Raw genomic sequence first — 18529 nt, forward strand, 5'->3', positions numbered from 1 at the left:
TTTATAACTCTCTTTCTAAACTGCTCACTAAATCATAACCTTTTTGCATAATAGGATTAATTTTAAAAACCATTTCATTAAATTCTTGTTCAATTAAACTCATATTTTTAAAATCTGATTCTTTTGCTCCAGGAATGGTGGTGATAATTTTGTAGTATTTGATTTTTTCTGCTAAATCTAAATATTTAGTTAATTGGTTTATTTCATAATCTGTAAAATTATTTTCATATTTTAAATATTGTTTAATTTCATAAATTAAACTATCATAATCATCACTGATGCTTTTAATTTTGTTAAATTCTTTAACATTGTCTTTGGTAGACTTGTATTGATCAAATAGATTATTAATTTCATTTTCTAATTTATTTCGTTCAAATTCCTTAACTTGCCGAAAATTCATAGCATTATAACTACCTTTACTTCCAATTTCGCCAGGTTCGATTTCATAACCTGCTTTTGTTAAATAATTAGCATGATAATTATTGAATTTTTGTAGTTGTTTTTTACCCCCAAAAATCCGATTATTACTAATTATGTATCTTTTTTCATTAAGTTTTTTTGAAAAAATTTCACTAATTGGAATAAAACCGAAATGAATATGAGGTGTTGTTTCGTCCATATGAACTGCTGAATACAAATATCCCATATCTGTTTTAAGATTATTTTTCATTCATTGTTTCATAAAATTTATTTCAATATTAACTCATTCATTTAATTTATTCCAATTGATACTTTCAGGAATTAATTGTCCCATTTTCCGCGTATCTGTTTTTTTATCTCATACTTGAATATCTGTAAATTGACATATTCCCATTTTTTCAAATCATTCTTGCCTCGTTGCTGGCAAAACAATTTCTATGTAAGTATTATGTTTATTACAAAACTCTTTAAAAGTTGATTTTTGTGCTTCACTATATTTTTGTTGTTGCTTATTTCAATCTTCTTCTATATTTTTTAATAATTTAAATCTTTTATTATTTGCTAACTCAAAACCTTTATCATTGCTAATTTTTTCTTTTATGCCATTAACATAGTAAAAATTATATTTTGTAAATTCAGGGTTAACATTTTCAGGTACCTTAATTCTAAAATTATGTCGTATTAATTTATCAACTGTACCACTTTTATATTTTTTAAAAGTTGCAATGGGTGGTGATGACTTAAATTTATATTCTTTTTCCATATTTTATTCCTCCTTGTTGGAAATTTTTACCTTTTAAAATTTGTTAAATTTAAAAAGCCAAAATTACTACTCATCATACATTTTGGCTTTGCCAAAATATTTCAAAAATTTCATTTTTATTCTGTCTAATTAATCATCTTTTTTTGGAAATTTATTCCATTAAAATATTTTAAATTTTCTTGGTGTATTTGTTTTTTCTCGGCTTTTTTAATTAAACATTGTTTATCCATCGCCAACAAAAAAGGGTGCAGTTTTTCTCAATTAACCTCGCCCTCAATTTTCCCATCTTTATTTTTGATATAAAAGTTTTGATTTTTAAAAATTATAATAAAACAATATTCCTTATTATATTGTAATTTACAATATTTATTATTTATATTAATACTTGCATAAGGATACAATAAATCTTTTATCCTTAACTCAATTCATTTACTACCTTTATTATCATAATAAGGTTTTGTTAAAATTAAATTACTTGTCATAATTTGATAACTTATATATTTTTCTGTTTCTTTCATTTTGATAGTTCCTTTCTCTATAAAATTATTTTTACTCTTTTTATAATTTTTAATGTTAATAAATAAAATATTGGCAAGAATATTGTATTTGTAATTAATATTCCGATAATTATTTGTTCTATATTTAAAACACCTAAATTTAATCAAAAAAGCACAAAATCAATCGGAAGATAAATAATTATGTTTGCTAATAAAATTAGAATAATTTTAATAATATGATTTATTTTGATTCAATTAATTAGTTTAATTGAAATTGCCAATAAGCCTGTGCCGATATTTCAACATAATGATCCCACAGTAAAACCTCATAATGTTAAATCAGATAGAAAATGGCCCATAAATCCGACTAATAAACATCAATATCAATTTAAAATAAATCCGCTTAGAAAAATAGGCATTAAAAATAATGGAATTGTTGTTCTTGGAATAATTTGGATTCGCATAGTTTGCGATAATACAACCATCATGGCAATTAAAACTGCCACATAATTTATTTTTTTAATTAATTGAAAGTTATTCATTTTTTAAAAACTAAATTTAAGTTGTATTTTCTTTAATCGCTTTTGTATCATTGCAAAGTAATTATTATTCATTTCACAACCTAGTCATTTTCGGTTTAACTGTTCACAAGCATACGCAGTTGTACCACTGCCTAAAAAACAATCTAAAATTAAATCATTTTCTTTGCTATATTTTTGAATTAAATCGCCAAATATATTTAATGGTTTTTCTGTTGGATGTTCTGTTATTTTATAAGCTGAACCTATTGGGTTTTTAAATATTGTTTTTTTATTTTCATAGTTATTTTGATAATTTGGAATTGGATGCTTTTTAGAATAAATAATCATGCAATATTCTTTATCTTGCAAAATAAAACTATTAGTTGGCATTGGGTTTGTTTTTTCTCATAAATAAAAATCAAAATTCATATTATTTTTATAAACTCAATCTAAGTAATCTTTAATTTGTCTTCTATTCATTCAAATTAACATAAATTTAGTTTTTGAAATTCGATAAAATTCATCTAAATAGGTATTTATATCAAATGAATTATGTAAATTATTATCATAGATAGCATTAATATATTTATTTATACTTTTTGATATCCTATTTTCATTTCTTTGCTCGTTTTTTCTTTTTGGCAAATTATATAAATAAGGTGGATCAGTTAATATTAAATCAACGCTATCATTTTCTAAACTTTTAATAAAAACTAATGCATCACCATTTATTAATTTTCCTAAATTTGTCTTAAATATCATTAACACCACCACCTTTCTAAAATAAAAAAATGTTTTCTTTGCTATTTTTAAAAAATAGACAAAAATAAACATTTTCTTTATTTTTTATTAAAATTATGTAAAAAAATAACTAAATTTAATCATTTTTTAAGTTATTTTTGCATTATTTTAATTATCTTTTTTTCCAAATCCGGCTTTTTCTTTTTTGTTTGCTTGGATTTCAATCCGATATCTTTCAAATCCTGAAACAAAAAATAGCCCTTGTCCTTTTACACTACGAGCAATATAATCTTGTTCTGCTGATGTTAATCCGCCATAACTTTTATATAAATTAATTACTTTTTCTAGGTCGTTAGGTTTTAACCCCATAATAAACGAATATTGACTATTATTAATAATTGCTGTTGTTTTCTTTAAAACGGTTTCATTTTCTACAAAATCAGCGATGTTTTGTGTTGCCACAACCAAAGCACCATTATATTTGCGAATCCTTTTTGTCATTTGGTACATAAAATTTAAAGCAACTGGGTTATCTTTATCGATTGCTAAATGAGCCTCATCAACAATTATCACTATTTCATTATCATCTTTGAAACGATTTTCTTTTACTTCTTTTTTGATAATATTTAGCATTAAAATTAATTGTGCTGCGTTTGTTTTTTTGTCATCTAAGTCAAACAAATTATAAACATCATAAACAACAAAATTATTTTTAAATTTTATCGTTGTATGTCCATTTCAAAGTGCTTGATATTTTCCATCATTTAAAAAATCGGTTGCTATTAAATCCATAAATTCTTTTAAAAGTTGATTTTCATTATTAATATATTCTTTTTCTAATAAGTCATAAAAATCAATCATAATTGGAAAATCATTGTTATTAATTTTGTTAATATCGCTATTATTTGTAATGTTAAATTGGTGATATAATAATTTCAAATATTTTGTTAATAAATTAATTTCTCGCCCGTTAAAATCAGGATAAAGTGTTTTGAATCACTGCTCTAAAAATCTTAAATGATTTGATAGGGGTGATGAATTGGTATTTTCTAATTCATCAATAAAGTTATTATCTAAAATTTGTAGGGGGTTTATTTTTCCTATCGAAGCATCTCCTGCGTCAATTCAATTTCCATCATAATAAACACATAATGGTTTGTATTCTCGTTCAGCATCAATAACAACCACTTTACGACTCATCATGATATGATGATTTATTATTTTTTTTAACAAATATGTTTTTCCCATTCCTGTTGTACCGAGAATAAACATGTTGTGGTTTGTTCTTTTGCTCGTAATTTTAAATTGATCTCACAACACAACATTCCCCATATTATTTGTTCCTAAGTACATTCCTTGTTTATCATGTAAACCACTATCAATAAATGGAAATGATGCTGCTAGGGTACTTGTTGGCATTTCTCGACCATATTTTTTTATTATGACCTTATTGTTATAGGGTATAAAACCTTTTAAGCCACTAAATTGTTGATATCACAATGGATTAAGTTTAATATCCATTTCTTTTAATGCTTTTGTTAATCGTGTTTGTGCCTGTAATAATGTTTTTTTATTTGTTCCATAATTTAAAAATAAAATATTAACATTTTTTAATAATTCACCACCACCATTAACCTCATCAATTAAATGGTAGTATGTTTCTAATTCATAGTTATTTTCATTTGTATTAACATATGATTTTGTCATTACTTGTCGTGTTTGGGTTGTTTGAATGGCACTGTTGATTGCTTTTTTTGTTTCATCATAATTTAAAGGATTTATATTTCAAATAATAGTTTGCTCATTTGAAAATAAACAAGCCCCTCATAAATCGTTAATAAATAAAGGATAGTCCTGAATTGTATTAATTGAATAATATAAATCATTTGCTATAAAATAATTTTTTTTAATATTTAGGTAGTTAAATTGCAATAATCTTACTAAATTATCTTTATTTTTATTAAAATCTGTTTTATTTAATGGTTTTTCATATGGATTTCACATTAATTTTAAGATTTTTGTTATTTCGTAATTAGATAAAATATTACAATTAATTTTTCCTTTATATAATTTATCTTCTAAAAATAATATTTTTTCATTTAAATCTTGTTGACTATTTCCGTACACAAAAATAAAAAAACATTTTTCGGTTTTTATTTCATCGTTTATTTTAATTAATTCTTTTTTTAAAAAAGCAATATTATTTTTAATTTGTTTTGTAATTTTTACAAATTGATTAAAACTAATTTCTTTGTCTTTATAACGGATTTGCGTTTTATTAATTTGTTTTTGTAAATATTTAATGTTGTCATCAAAATTTAATGGTAATTCTAACTTTAAAAAAGTTATTGGAAAATTAGCAAATTTAAAAACATCTTGCAAATCTCGTAATCTTAATATTTGCTCTTCACCGCTTAATAAAGTAATGTCAAATCCTTTTATTTGAATTGCTCCAATTAGCGTCTTTTTTAAAGTACCTTTTAAAATTCCGTGAGTTGTAATAAAGTTATTACCAATAACTTTATTATATGGCACCAGTAAACTTGTTTTGTTATTACTATATTTCTTACAACTAAATAGATAATTTATTTTATAATATAAGCATTGTCATCCTTTTAAATTAGTTTTTTTATTTGTAATAATTAGTGGTAAACTAATTAAAATCATTATTGATGATGATAATAATTTTATTCATAGTTTTCATTGAAAACCAAATATAAACATAATTGTTAATCCAACTCAAACGGCAATTATTAAAATATCCGTTATTGTTATATTGCGTCAAAAACGATATTTGGCATCTTTTAGTTTTTTTGGTATTACATTTTTCATATTCTGCACCTCTTTCTTTTAAATTAAAAACGACATTTAAAATGCCGGTTTAAAAACTATTTTCATATTTATAATATATATATATATATATTTCCTATAATAAAATAACTTTCATTGCTAATTTGCCCCTTAAAATCCGTAATAAGGGTATTAAATAAAGGGGTAATAAATATATATTATTTATTGTTTTTTTATTTTCTTTTTGTTTTTACTTTTTTTATCTATTTTGCCCCCAATTTTTTTATTTAATTGATTTTTAATGATAATTCAAGTTATAAACCCACCAACTATCCCACAACTAATCAAAGTCATAAAAAATAAATTAACTGGTTTTTTAAAAAACTTTTTTCAACCACTTTCATTATTTTCATTATGATTGGGATTCATTGGTTTGTTTGGTTTTTCTGGTTTATTTGGATTATTATTATCTCCATTCCCATTATTTCCATTGGGATTATTGGGATTCATTGGTTTATTGGGGATGTTAGGTATAATTCCCTCTGTTGGGGGAATTTCATTCGGTTTGCTAGGAGCATTTTCTGTTATTGGGTTGTTTATTAATTTATATGAAATATTCCCAATCACTTTTAAACTATCATCCAAAGCATAAATAGTAATTTTTAGTTCACTATATTTATTTTCTTGAATTTTTTTCATAAATTCCTGTAATTCATTATCATTAATATTAATTTTTCCCCCATTTACTCCTTGCAATGATATTTGATAATCAATATCTTGTTTTAAGATTTCATCTAATTTATTAATTTTAAAACCTTGCTTAATATATTCCATAATATAATTATTAAAAATATTATCTTTTGTTTTATCTTTAAAATTATATTCTTGATTTTGATACTTAATTTTACTTAAATCAATAACTTTATTTTCATCATAATTTAAGTTATTAATAACTTTAAATTGGTTTGTTTCCCCAATTAAGAACATTGATGTATTTAGTGCTTTGATTTTTATCGTTATTGCTTTTGTTTGTTCTTGTTGATTAGTTATTAATTGGTTTAAATCATCATCAGTTAATTTTTGTCATTGGCTATTTTTATATATTTGAATAATATAATCTTTATTTATTGTTGCTAATAAACTAAGTTTATTTATTTCTTGTCAAACATATTTATTAATTTTATCTTTAATAGTTTTAATGTCTTTGACATTCATTTTTAAAGCACTAATATTTAAATCATTTAATGCTTTAAAATTATTGATACTTTCATTAACTGCTAAATGATTACGAATATCAGAAACATAGTCTCGTCAATATGATAACACTGCTTCATAATTTAATTTTGCTAAATCATTGTCTGTGTTTCACTTTTTATAGTTAATCATGTAATTTTTTAGATGTCTTCCTTGTGTTGTATTTCAAAAATCACCAGCATCTTGACTATCAATTGAATTTAAAAAATATCCATAATTTGAACTTTTATTTTTATCAACATAAATAAATTTGTGTTGATAAAATGGTGTTTGGGTATTCCCATTTAAATCATTAAAGCGTTTTTGTTGAATAATAAAATGAAATCACCCGGCACTTGTGTTAACATCCCCAGTTTTGCTTTTTTCTAATTGATAACCATTTTCGAATTTAGTATTTAACTTTTCATTTGATAAATAACGAATAACTTTTTCAATGTTGTCATTATTGTAAAAATTTTCAAAACCAGCTCCGACGGCACTTGCTTCTGCTAAATAACCGATATCATAATCATTAATATTACTAGTTTTTATTAAATTTCCATCTTTGTCAATTGGATCTAATGGAAAGGGGCTGTTAGATTGATGTCGAATTCAGATTAATTGCTTTTTTGTCCCTGTTTCTTTATTAATTTCTTTATCATAATTAGGATTTTTGATTGATTTATTTTCATTGCTAGGGTCTTTGATAAATTCATTTGTTAGTTTTTCATAGTCAATATTCTTTGGCCCTCATCCCATTAATTTTAATTGTAATGATGGGGTAATTGTTTCAATTAAAATGGTTAACTTAAAATTACCTCCAATATCTCCATCAATTTTGGGGTTTGGCCTGTGGATAATTTCAATTTCATATTTATTAACTTTTTCTTTATCATCAAAAGTATATGTATATAAACCATTAACAGCGTTTAAATTAACCCCATTTATTTTAACGATATCATAATCAGGATCATTGTTGTTTTCTTTTGGTTCAATATATTGAAAAAATGTTGTTGTATGATATTTTATTATTCCTTTATTATATTTATTTTCCTTTCCCTCACCATTATTGATAACTTCTTCGACATCATTAATCATTTCAATGCCCTTTTCATCACTAATTTTTCCTGGTGTTATTAAAATCCGTTCCTGAATTTTACTTTTTCAATATTTCGCACTTAATGAAAAATTGAGTTTTGTTTTAAAAACTCAATTTTCTCATTGTTCTGTTAAATGATTAAAAATATTAAAACTTGTTTTAAGATAATAATTATTATTTTCTGTTATTAAGGCGTAATTTGGTTTAATAAGTTTTTTTCATTCAATTATGCTTCCTTTTTTGCTTAAAACATTAAATATTTTATTATCTAAGATAGTTTTAATTGCATTTCAATTAGTTTTATCTAAAATATTGGTTGATGTATCACTTTGATAAATGATTGTTTGCTTTAACTCGTTTTCGATTCTATTTTTGGCATTAGCAATATTATAATCGCTATTAAAATTTAAAGGTGTTTTAAATTCTCATATTTCAGAACTGCCATTTTGGTAATTTTCAATATTAAAATTTGTTTTAAGATAATAATTATTGTTCCTTTTTTCTAATTGATAATTTGGGTTTAAAAATTCAATTCATCCCTGTGTATCATTATTATCATTTAGTGCTTTTCTGATTTTGCTATCCATTTCTGTTTTAATTTGGTTTCAATTATTAGCGCTTTGTGGGTTATTATCAATATTAGAATAATAACTAAGTTCTTTATTTAGTTCCTTTGTTAAATTATCTTTCATCTCACTAAAACTAAAACTAGTATTAAAAAACAAACTATTAACTTTTAATCAAGTTTTAGCTCATGTATTCATTGAATTTCATCCATTACCGGCATAAGCATAAACTAGAAAATCAATTTTAAGTTGATTATTTTCTAATTGGTATCTTACCTCCGTTCATCCTTGCCCCTCGTTTTGTGTATAGCCCGCATAAGAATTAAATATTTGTGATGTTTTTTCATTGGCACTTATTTGACTTAGATTTATATAGTGATAAGCATTATAATCAACCATATCTGCCATACTATGATCAACATATCCTTCATAATCTATTCGAATCTGGGAATACTTATTTTTAAAATCACTTCAACTGCTAGCATAATCTAAAATATTAATATAATAATATGGTGATTCTACTTTTTCTGTATAATCCGCACTCCAAGTTCCACCAGTTTCGACATCAATATTATTATCTCAATTAATATTTTTTGTAAAACTTGGGGCTGTTGGGTTAAAACTTTGCTTTGCATTTTTACTGATAATTTGTTCTTGCTTTGATATCAAAAATTTATCATTGATGGTTGATTTAAAAATAAGTGGTTCACTTATACCGATTGTAGCTGTTAATAACAATGGCACCAATATAGTTTTTTTCATAGCATATAACCTCCTTTCTCTAAAATATAAAAATCATTTTTATATTCCTCCTTACTGTTTATTAGTATTGATTAAGAAACAAAACACAATATAATATTCATAATTAAAATACCAAAAATTAAAAATAGTAGTGGTAAGATTAATAAAATAAATAATTTTTTACCCTCGATTTCTTTTTGAAACACAATAAATCTAGTTATTATTTGTCATAAAATAGTTATAGTAAATAGTACAAATATTGCTATAAGTTCAATTTTTCAGTTCATTAAATTTACTTCTTTCTTTAAAATTTAAAAATAATTTTTATTGAAATATAAAAACCACGCAAATGAAGGACCGCGTAGTAGATATTGTGCAAATTCGTTTTTTGAATTTATAAAATCTGGAATAATAAATATTAAAAATTTGAATACTTTTTCCATTTTATTTCAAAGTTGGATATATTAAACCAAATCATAACCCAATCACTAACACAAACAACACCAAACAACCTATACTAACATAAAATATTATTTGGCAAGTTTTTTTGTATTTCGTTAACTCAATTTGTTTTTTCATTTTTTGCACTTTAATACCTAGAAACTTTCATAAACAACCAAGCAAACCAATTACAGCAATGGTTCCCACCATTCCCATTATATTGTTTAACATCATTTACACTTCCTTTCTTTTTTATCTCTTATTTGTGGTAAATAACTTGTCAAGTATTCGTTTCAAAATTCTCATGTTTTTGTTTGCATGTTTTGTTTCGTTAATAACCAATATGCAAATCCCTCTGCCAATAACTCATCATCATCACTTAATCCATAATTACTGTTGGCAAGTATCTTTAACACTTTTTCTTTGTCTAGTTCTGCAAATTTATTTAAGTTATTAATTTTTTGTGCTAAAAATTGCTTTAAATAAAAAATATGATTGATTTTAAATGTTTCTCAATCATAAAAATAAAAGATATGTCCTAATTCGTGGATTAAAATATGAAAAAAGTTATTGGTTGTAAATTGTCCTTTGTGTCATTCGTTATTTATTGTTTTTTCAAATGTACAAGATAAAATCTTTTTGTTTAGCAAAATAGTTTGGTGATTATTTGTTTGTCCCAAGACATTATTATCACCATCAATCACATTTTTAATTTCTATTTTCCTTAAAATTTCATTGATATTTGTTTTATTTCAAATATTTGCAACAAAATTATAAAACAATAAAATAAGTTGTTTTAAATTATCTTGGTATTGTTGACAAATATTATTAAGTAAATTTTGTCAGTAATTTTGTTGTTCTAATTTTCAATAACCTTGTAGTTGTTTATAAGTACTAAATTTTGTTTTAAATTTCATTGATAAATTATTATCTGCTTTGCTTAAAAAAGCATTTGTTAGATGTTTGATAGTATCTGTCTTATATTGATTAAAGAAAATTCCTTTATAACCTCGCTGTTGGATTAAAACAGGGTGGGGCAAATATCTTTTTTCTAAATCAATATTGGTTTTTAAATTAACTTTTAACTCATTTTCTGTATTGAGCGAATGCAGAGGTGGTTTGTTATTTACAATATTACCACAACTAAACAATGTCATTGTGTTTGTACACGATAACGAAAATATCGTCAACAAATTAAGTAATTTTTTCATCCATTTTTGTATTTCCTTTCTCTTTTAACAAAATAAAAACCAGCAATTAAAATTACTGGTTTGAATAGTTTGCTTATTTTTCACAAACAATTAAACTATTGAAGTATTCAGAACTAATTTTGGTTCTGCTTCTTGTGTAAAAGAAATTTTTGCTTTTCCATTAAAAGTTATACTATTATCTTCATTGATAGGACGCATAAAGTTTTGTTAGGTAGGAAAAGGTTTAAATAATTTTGAAAGAAAAGTAACTAAAAATTGATTACCTTTTTATTTGAAAAATAAGTAATAAAACAAAATATTTAATATTAACAAACATAATCTCAATAAAAGGTTATAGAAACTAAGTAAAATGCTTATAAAAACAATATTAAAATAATTTTTTACAACAAAAAGCATACATAAGAAATGTATACTTAATTTGAATATTGAAATAATTTATAGTAAATGATTATTTTTTCTTTTTTTAAAAATACCTAAGAAAACTAAACGCGACCCCTTAAAACTGCTTGTGTTTGTCATAAGTCTGTGGTATATTACAAGATTGCTAATTTTTTGTAGAAACCACAGATGTTTTGCACAATTAGAATTTGGTTTTTACAAGCTTGCTGTTAATTAATAGACTTCTTGCATAACCTAGTTAATTGTTATCAAAATTATTTTAGATTTTATAAAAATGTTTATTTTAAAGTGGTTAAATTTAAAATTTTTATTATTTTTATAGGTTATGCAAGAAGTCTAATGAAAATAATTTGTTAAATATAAAATAACCACTTTCTAAATTAATTTTTGATAGATGTTAATATTTGAAATATTACATTTTCTAGAACATTTATTTTTCATATCTTTTATTTCCTTTCTATTTCGACAAAACAAAAAACAACAATTTTAATTGTTGTTTAGTAAATATGTTTTTAATTTTTATTAAGTATTTTTTACATTTTAAATCAATTAATCTTACTACTATTCTTACTATCCTGTGATGTTTCAGTTTCACCAATATAGATAGCATCATTAATAACCACTAAACCATAAACAACGCCATTAAAAGTTTTATTAATTTTTGTTATTTTATTGTTGTCTTTAAGATCAACACTGTAAAGTTCACCATCATAAGTATAATTATGACCATCAGTAATACCAGTTTTAATTTTTATTGAAGCATAAAGCTTATTATTTTCAATAATTAATCTAACAACAGCTCCGTCAATTTCGGTAATTTTTGTTATTTTATTGTTGTCTTTAAGATCAACACTGTAAATTCCGCCATTAAAAGAACTTAATATTGTTCCAAAATAAATGTAATTATTATTGACACTTTTACTAAATGAAAAAATTGTTCCCTTAATAAAAGAAGTTGTAGAAATTTCTGTTATTTTATTGTTGTCTTTAAGATCAACACAATAAAATTTACCAATATCAGAAATATAATCAGTCACTGTTCCAACATAAAGTTTATTATCAAAAGCAATTAAAGCATCAACTTCTCCGTTAATTCCGGTAATTTCTGTTACTTCATTCTTGTTTTCAAGATCAACACTGTAAAGCTTTCCTTTATTATTATTAATTTTTGTTCCAACATAAAGATTATCCTCTCAAATAGATAAATTATGAATTTCTCCTTTAATTTCGGTTTTGGTAATTTCTGTTACTTCATTGTTGTCTTTAATATCAACACTGTAAAGCTTTCCTTTATTATAATTAATTTTTGTTCCAACATAAAGCTTATTTTTTTCATTAATTATTCTATGAATTTCTCCATTGAATCCATTAATTATGCCAAACTTAGAATTTTTATTATTTTCTTCTTTTTTATTACATGCAACAACCGAACTTAGTACTGTTGCAGTTAAACTAATTGCTCCTAATAAACTTAAAAGTTTTTTCATTTTGTATAACTTCCTTTCTTTTTGTTATTGCATTAAATTGCAAACGATATGTAATCATATTATATTTAAAATAATAAATGTCTTTTATTTCCACAAACATAGAAAATTGTTAAGATTGTTTGATATAATTGCCTGTGGAAATATTATGCTTTATCAAAGCTAAACATTTCTTTTTAATTTAACTCATAACAACCTAAACATTATCTATTTAGTAAGTTAATACTATCATAAAAGATAAAATATGATAAATGTTGCATATTTTATCTTTCTTTATTTGCGTCTTTTAATTTTAGTTCCATTTCTAAGATTTCTTTTTTTAAGCGTAAATTTTCATTTTCAAGTGATAAATCGCTATTTTTTACTTCTATTTAGGGTTTATAAATTATTTGTTTGATTATTTCCTAAAACAATTTCCATACTTATATTTATTTATTTTTAATTTCTCAAATGTTTTTTCATTTTTCATATTCGCTTTGATCTTTATATAATTCTTTTTCGATAAGTTCATCTTTTAAATCTAAATTGCTTTTAGTTGCTTCGCTAAATACTTTTTTGTCTTGGTTGCAACTTATTTCTGGTTTTAAACCTTTTAGTTTTAATTCCATTTCTAAAATTTCTTTTTTTAAGCGTAAATTTTCATTTTCAAGAGATAAATCATTATTATTTATATTAATATGTTTTTCCGCTTCAATTAATTTAGTTATTTTTTGTGTTATTTCATCAACCTTTCTTGAATCAAACATTTTATTTTGAATTGCTTCTTTAATTTCTCGTGTTGGAACACCATAATGTGTTGCTTTTTCTTGTAAATCTAATAGTTGATTTTTTTGTTCTTCTTGTTTTTTTAATGGTTCCAATAACTTTTTTAATTTATCAAGTTCTTTTTGCCAATATGCATCAGGATAACGAACTAAGTCTTTTTCTCTAATCTTAATCCGATATTCGAGAAAAGGAATTGCTCCTTTTTTATATTCGTCGTATCATTCTCATGCTTGATCTCAATCTTTTTGATTATATTTAGCATCTCGTAAATTACCAAGACCATCAACTTGTTTTAGTCATGGGTATTTAGTGGTTGTTGGGACATTTCGTCCAAACTTTTCTAACACTCACATGACATTATTTTTGTCATCATCATTTGATCTGTCAATTGATAAACCACCACCAAAAGCATGAATAATAGCATCAAGAATTTCGTTTAACTGTTCTCTGTTTTGCATTTTGGCAACGCGTTCTCAGTTGACTTCGCCACCTAATAATCGTCATAATCCCATGTTTATCACTCCTTTTTATTTACATTATACCTTATTTAAAAAATTTGTCAGGTGGTTTTTGACTGCAACTATTTTTTGTTTTTTGTTTTTGATTTAAAGTCTTTTTTCGCATTTTTTAAATCATTTTTGAAATTATGAATATTAACTCTATTTGCTATATTTTTTGTTTTACTTAAATCTTTGATATTGGTTTTTATATCTTGTTTTTTATTAAGATACTTTTGTTTTTCACCAAAATTATCAATTTTATTTGTAATCTTAGTTTCAAAATTCTTTTGTTTGGTTTGATAATTTACTGATTTCTTAATATTTTTATTATGTTCTTGTTGCATTTTGTTTTGCGGATTAATAAAAACAAAACCATTATCATTGTTGTTTTCGTTGATACTAATTTTCTTGTTTAATCTTATTTCTTTTTTAGTTTGTGGATTTGTAATTGGTTTAACATTTAAATTACCTCTTACTTTCTCTAGTTTTTTGTTTAAAGATTTTTTTCTTAATTTAGTAGATTTAATTGTATTCCTTTTGTTTTCTTGGTTTCCTTTGCTTGCTAGTTGTGGATTGATTTTTTTATAAGTTGCTACAAATGGTGTGGCAATGCCAGTTCCAAATTGTTTTCAGAATCCTTTTGCTCCACCTCCGCGAGCTGCCCCCACTAGTTTACTTGTTGCTAGGGTTGCAACCCCAAGTCCAAATCCTGCTAAACCAGTAATACCAGCACGCGAACTCATTCCCTCGGTGGCGTGTCAGAAATGGCGAAAGTCAAGGGGTTTTTCTTGGCGAGATTGATTGTCCGATGTTTCGCCATCACCATCATCGCCTGCCATTGAACCCATCGCGTTCATGGTTTTTTCACCCATGCTAGAACCACCCATTGCCATTGCTCTTTTCGCTCGTTTACTTTTGGCAAATCCAAATGCTTTTCCTGCCATTTTAGCAGCACCAAGTGCCATCATTCCGCCGGCCACAGTTGATCGCATTGAATTCATTCCTTCGCGAATTCCAGCTGCTTCACCAATTAAGTTGGCAACAACATCCGAAAATGCCAGCACTGCCAATCCACCACCACACATCATCAGAATAATAAACAATGATTTACCATATCCTTCAATACCTAAACCTGCTAAATTAGTACTTAAAATCGTTTGAATTGTGGTCATAAATATAAAGTATCCTGTTAAAGTAGCGGTCGATGCTAGAAATTTCGCAATTACCATATCTTTTCAAATAAATGCTCCTTTACCATTGTCAATGGTCATCGCGACCATTACTCATGGTGAAATAATAAATAAGAAAAACAATTCAATTATTTTTTGCACCAAAGCAATTCCAATCATAAACATTGCAAACAACATAAATCACACCCCAAAAACTTCGGCAATCATATTAAAATCACCAATATTATCAGGATACGCATAATTGCTTGGTATATTATCACCACTTCCATCTCAATATTTGTTTCCAATATTGTATAGGTAATTTGCAATATTTCCGTTTTCGCCGCCAAATCCTGATGTAATCATTTTGGCAATGTTAGCAATTGCAAAATTTGCCAAAAAGAAAAAGATTGGAATTAAAAAGATAAAAACAAACGCTTTACTACCATTTTGTAAGGCAACAATAAATTTTGTTTTTGCTTCGGTGGCATCTTGAAACAAAATTTTAATCATGGTAATTGTAAAAATTAAGGAAAATAAGCACAGAGCCGTAATAACGAAATATCAGAATGCCATTGGGATATTTTGAAAACTAAATTCTTGCTTTGATCCAAACATTAAATCGCCAACAACCCCGCCTGTTAAATAATTTAATACGTTGTTAAATGATCCAATTAATTGTAATGGCCCTTGTACAAAAATCGATCATATTAACCTATATAATGCATTCATTATCATATATATTCACCTCCTTTTTTAGTTTTTATATAAACTATAAAACTATCCACCGATTGCGGGATTATATCCTTTATAAGCTTGCAGAAAAACATTAATTACGGCAATTACTACCAACGTTCCAATAATTACTATAATTGGTCATTTCAAAGCGCCTAGATCATTTGCTCTTGCCTCTGGATTATCGGCATTTCGCATAATTGAGATTAAAATAATAATTAATTTTCAACCTGCAAATATAACCTCCAATGTTAGAATAACTCCTAAAACAATATTAGTTCACATTATGGCAACATCAATTATTCCACTTAAATCGACTGTGTTATTTGTTTTCATATTTTCTTCCTCCTTTGTTATTTTAAAAATTTGCTTTTGTTAAATTTGTTTCTTTTTTGATAATAAATATTTTTCTTTTTTTGATAGTATTGTTGTTTATTATTAAAGTAATTTTTAATATTGTTTTTCTTAGCCATTGCTATCTTTCCTTTCAAAAGGCAGGCAAAATAAATGCAATAATAAATTACCAATCATAAAATCACAATCAATTCCAAGCGAGATTAAAAGCAAAATAGGGGAAATTACTAGCAACAAAATTCCACTAATAATTGTTAACGGATATAAAAGTCATTTTCATCAAACTTTTCTCTTATTTTGCATCTTTAATTTTTCCTTTCTATTTGAAACATTGCTGTAAAAATTCTTTCTAGCACATCAACAACAATACTATTGCCAGCTTGTTTATAAAGTTGGGTTTCTGAAACAACTTTTCGTGCTTTATCAAAGTCTTTATTTCTAAATCCCATTAATAATCAACATTCTCTTGGAGTTAATACTCGTAAAAAGTATTTTTTTTCATCAATTAAAAAAGATAGTATTTTAATACTATCTTGTTGTTGTAATTTATGGTTATCAACGATGATTTTATTGACATTACTTGCTGCGATTGTTCCCATATGGTTATTTTCTGTTTTTCAAAACCGATTATATGAACCGTTAACTAGTAAACCGTCTTTTGCTCGTGGCAAAACAATAAAATTTCTATAATTTTTAATTGGAATTGCTATTTTTGCTGATTTTGAATTTATAGTTAATGTATCTAGATATATATTTTCATTACTAGCATCATATACTCTATTTTCTTGTTTATAAGAATTAAAGTCTATTTCCGTTTTGCCACGAACATTAAATTTTATATCATTTGGAATTGCAATAATTCCAGCATTTCCTCATCGCATTTGTTTTGTTGTAATTGTATAAGCACATTGTTGAATGATTTTAAGTTTATTGTTTTCAATTGCTTTTTTCATTGATTCTTGTCTAATAAAATATTTTTCATTTATATTATTTTCTAAAATATCCTTTACCAAAAATTTTAAATTACAAGGTTGGGGATATTGAAATTTAAAATCTTGCTTTAATGTTGAAATCATAAACAATCTTTTCCGATTTTGGGGAATTCCATAATCCTTGGCATTCATTGTAAAATATTGGTTATAATATCCTAATTCACTAAGTTGATTTTGGAGATTTTGAAATCCGACAAAAAACTTTTTACTTAATAAATTTGGTACATTTTCCATTAAAAGATATTTTGGTTTTGTTGGCATTGTGCTTATTAAATCAACAACTTTGTACGCTAAACCACTTCGCTTGCCATTTAATCCTTGCCCATTATTATTGGCATTTGATATGTCTTGGCATGGAAATGATCAAGTTATTAAATCAGCATACGGTAAAGTTTCTAGTTTAGAAATATCACCTAAATTTGGTGTGTCATAATCATTAAATATTGCTCGATATGATTTTTCAGCGTATTTATCGTTATCACAAAATGCAACTACTTTATTGTTAATTCCAATCTTTTCTAATGCTTTTCTTTGACTTCCAATCCCAGCAAATAATTCAATTATTTTAAGCATATTTTAATAACACTCTTTTAATTCTCTATAAATAATTTGTTTGGGTAAAATATTGTGACATATATATGCTGTTTCACTTGGAGGATTTTTACAAACTATACCATTATAAGCAATAAACTTTATTCTTTTATTAAAAACTAATAATTCACACTGATCTATTTTTTCTCTAATTGGTTTTAATGCAATACTTACTAATGGCATTAACATTGCAAATGGTTTTCCTAAAATAAATAAATGTTCTATTACTTGTTTTCTTTTACTAAATGGAGGGTTAGAAATAATATAATCATATCTACCCACATCACTTCTAATGTAATTAAAGAAATCAATTCCATCATCAATATGACTATTTCAAACTTTATGTCCATTTCTTTTTAAAACACGGACAAATTCACTATCAATATTATCAAAAGGGCATAAAATAGTGCTATTAGGTTTTAAAAATTCTAAAATTGGTTTAATCGCATATTCCTGTGTATATCATTCATCATTAACATTAATTTTATTTAATAAATTAGAATTTAACATAATTAAC

The 18529-nt window shown here is 25.0% G+C and carries 15 protein-coding genes; all 15 read right to left on the minus strand.

Features of this window, described 5'->3' with window-relative positions; translation table 4 throughout:
- Position 1 precedes the first annotated feature (1 nt).
- Positions 2 to 1183, minus strand: coding sequence for a plasmid recombination protein (locus AAHM88_RS00110; protein ID WP_342262813.1), 1182 nt, complete (start codon positions 1181 to 1183; stop codon positions 2 to 4).
- A 125-nt stretch (positions 1184 to 1308) separates the two neighbouring features.
- Positions 1309 to 1701, minus strand: a complete 393-nt coding sequence (locus AAHM88_RS00115) for a hypothetical protein (protein ID WP_342262814.1) — start codon at positions 1699 to 1701, stop codon at positions 1309 to 1311.
- 17 nt (positions 1702 to 1718) lie between these two features.
- Positions 1719 to 2222 carry an ECF transporter S component gene (locus AAHM88_RS00120; RefSeq protein WP_342262815.1) on the minus strand — a complete coding sequence of 168 codons (504 nt, stop codon included), beginning with the start codon at positions 2220 to 2222 and terminating at the stop codon, positions 1719 to 1721.
- 3 nt (positions 2223 to 2225) lie between these two features.
- Positions 2226 to 2963: a DNA-methyltransferase gene (locus AAHM88_RS00125; RefSeq protein WP_342262816.1), complete on the minus strand. Its 738-nt coding sequence runs from the start codon at positions 2961 to 2963 to the stop codon at positions 2226 to 2228.
- 147 nt (positions 2964 to 3110) lie between these two features.
- On the minus strand, positions 3111 to 5774 hold the full coding sequence (locus AAHM88_RS00130) for an Mbov_0397 family ICE element conjugal transfer ATPase (RefSeq protein ID WP_342262817.1): 2664 nt from the start codon (positions 5772 to 5774) through the stop codon (positions 3111 to 3113).
- A gap of 180 nt (positions 5775 to 5954) precedes the next feature.
- On the minus strand, positions 5955 to 9392 hold the full coding sequence (locus tag AAHM88_RS00135; protein WP_342262818.1) for an Mbov_0399 family ICE element protein: 3438 nt from the start codon (positions 9390 to 9392) through the stop codon (positions 5955 to 5957).
- A gap of 423 nt (positions 9393 to 9815) precedes the next feature.
- Positions 9816 to 10046 (minus strand): hypothetical protein, encoded by a 231-nt coding sequence (locus AAHM88_RS00140; RefSeq protein WP_342262500.1) that lies wholly within the window; start codon positions 10044 to 10046, stop codon positions 9816 to 9818.
- Positions 10037 to 11023, minus strand: a complete 987-nt coding sequence (locus AAHM88_RS00145; RefSeq protein WP_342262819.1) for a hypothetical protein — start codon at positions 11021 to 11023, stop codon at positions 10037 to 10039. The genes AAHM88_RS00140 and AAHM88_RS00145 overlap by 10 nt, the downstream gene beginning before the upstream one ends.
- A 932-nt stretch (positions 11024 to 11955) precedes the next feature.
- Positions 11956 to 12909, minus strand: coding sequence for a lipoprotein (locus AAHM88_RS00150; protein WP_342262820.1), 954 nt, complete (start codon positions 12907 to 12909; stop codon positions 11956 to 11958).
- 425 nt (positions 12910 to 13334) lie between these two features.
- On the minus strand, positions 13335 to 14183 hold the full coding sequence (locus AAHM88_RS00155) for a hypothetical protein (protein ID WP_342262821.1): 849 nt from the start codon (positions 14181 to 14183) through the stop codon (positions 13335 to 13337).
- Positions 14184 to 14251: 68 nt separating this feature from the next.
- Positions 14252 to 16078: an Mbov_0396 family ICE element transmembrane protein gene (locus tag AAHM88_RS00160; protein WP_342262822.1), complete on the minus strand. Its 1827-nt coding sequence runs from the start codon at positions 16076 to 16078 to the stop codon at positions 14252 to 14254.
- Between the two features lie 42 nt (positions 16079 to 16120).
- Positions 16121 to 16411 carry an Mbov_0395 family pilin-like conjugal transfer protein gene (locus AAHM88_RS00165; protein ID WP_342262823.1) on the minus strand — a complete coding sequence of 97 codons (291 nt, stop codon included), beginning with the start codon at positions 16409 to 16411 and terminating at the stop codon, positions 16121 to 16123.
- A 17-nt stretch (positions 16412 to 16428) separates the two neighbouring features.
- Positions 16429 to 16566: a hypothetical protein gene (locus tag AAHM88_RS00170; protein ID WP_342262824.1), complete on the minus strand. Its 138-nt coding sequence runs from the start codon at positions 16564 to 16566 to the stop codon at positions 16429 to 16431.
- Positions 16567 to 16734: 168 nt separating this feature from the next.
- The gene (gene dcm, locus AAHM88_RS00175) at positions 16735 to 17994 is read right to left on the minus strand and encodes a DNA (cytosine-5-)-methyltransferase (RefSeq protein ID WP_342262825.1); all 1260 of its coding nucleotides are present in this window, start codon (positions 17992 to 17994) and stop codon (positions 16735 to 16737) included.
- A gap of 3 nt (positions 17995 to 17997) precedes the next feature.
- Entirely contained in the window at positions 17998 to 18522 is a 525-nt protein-coding gene (locus tag AAHM88_RS00180; RefSeq protein ID WP_342262826.1) for a hypothetical protein, read from the minus strand.
- Positions 18523 to 18529: the final 7 nt, after the last annotated feature.

It is taken from the genome of Spiroplasma endosymbiont of Dromius quadrimaculatus, assembly GCF_964031155.1.
GTDB lineage: Bacteria > Bacillota_I > Bacilli_A > Mycoplasmatales > Nriv7 > Nriv7.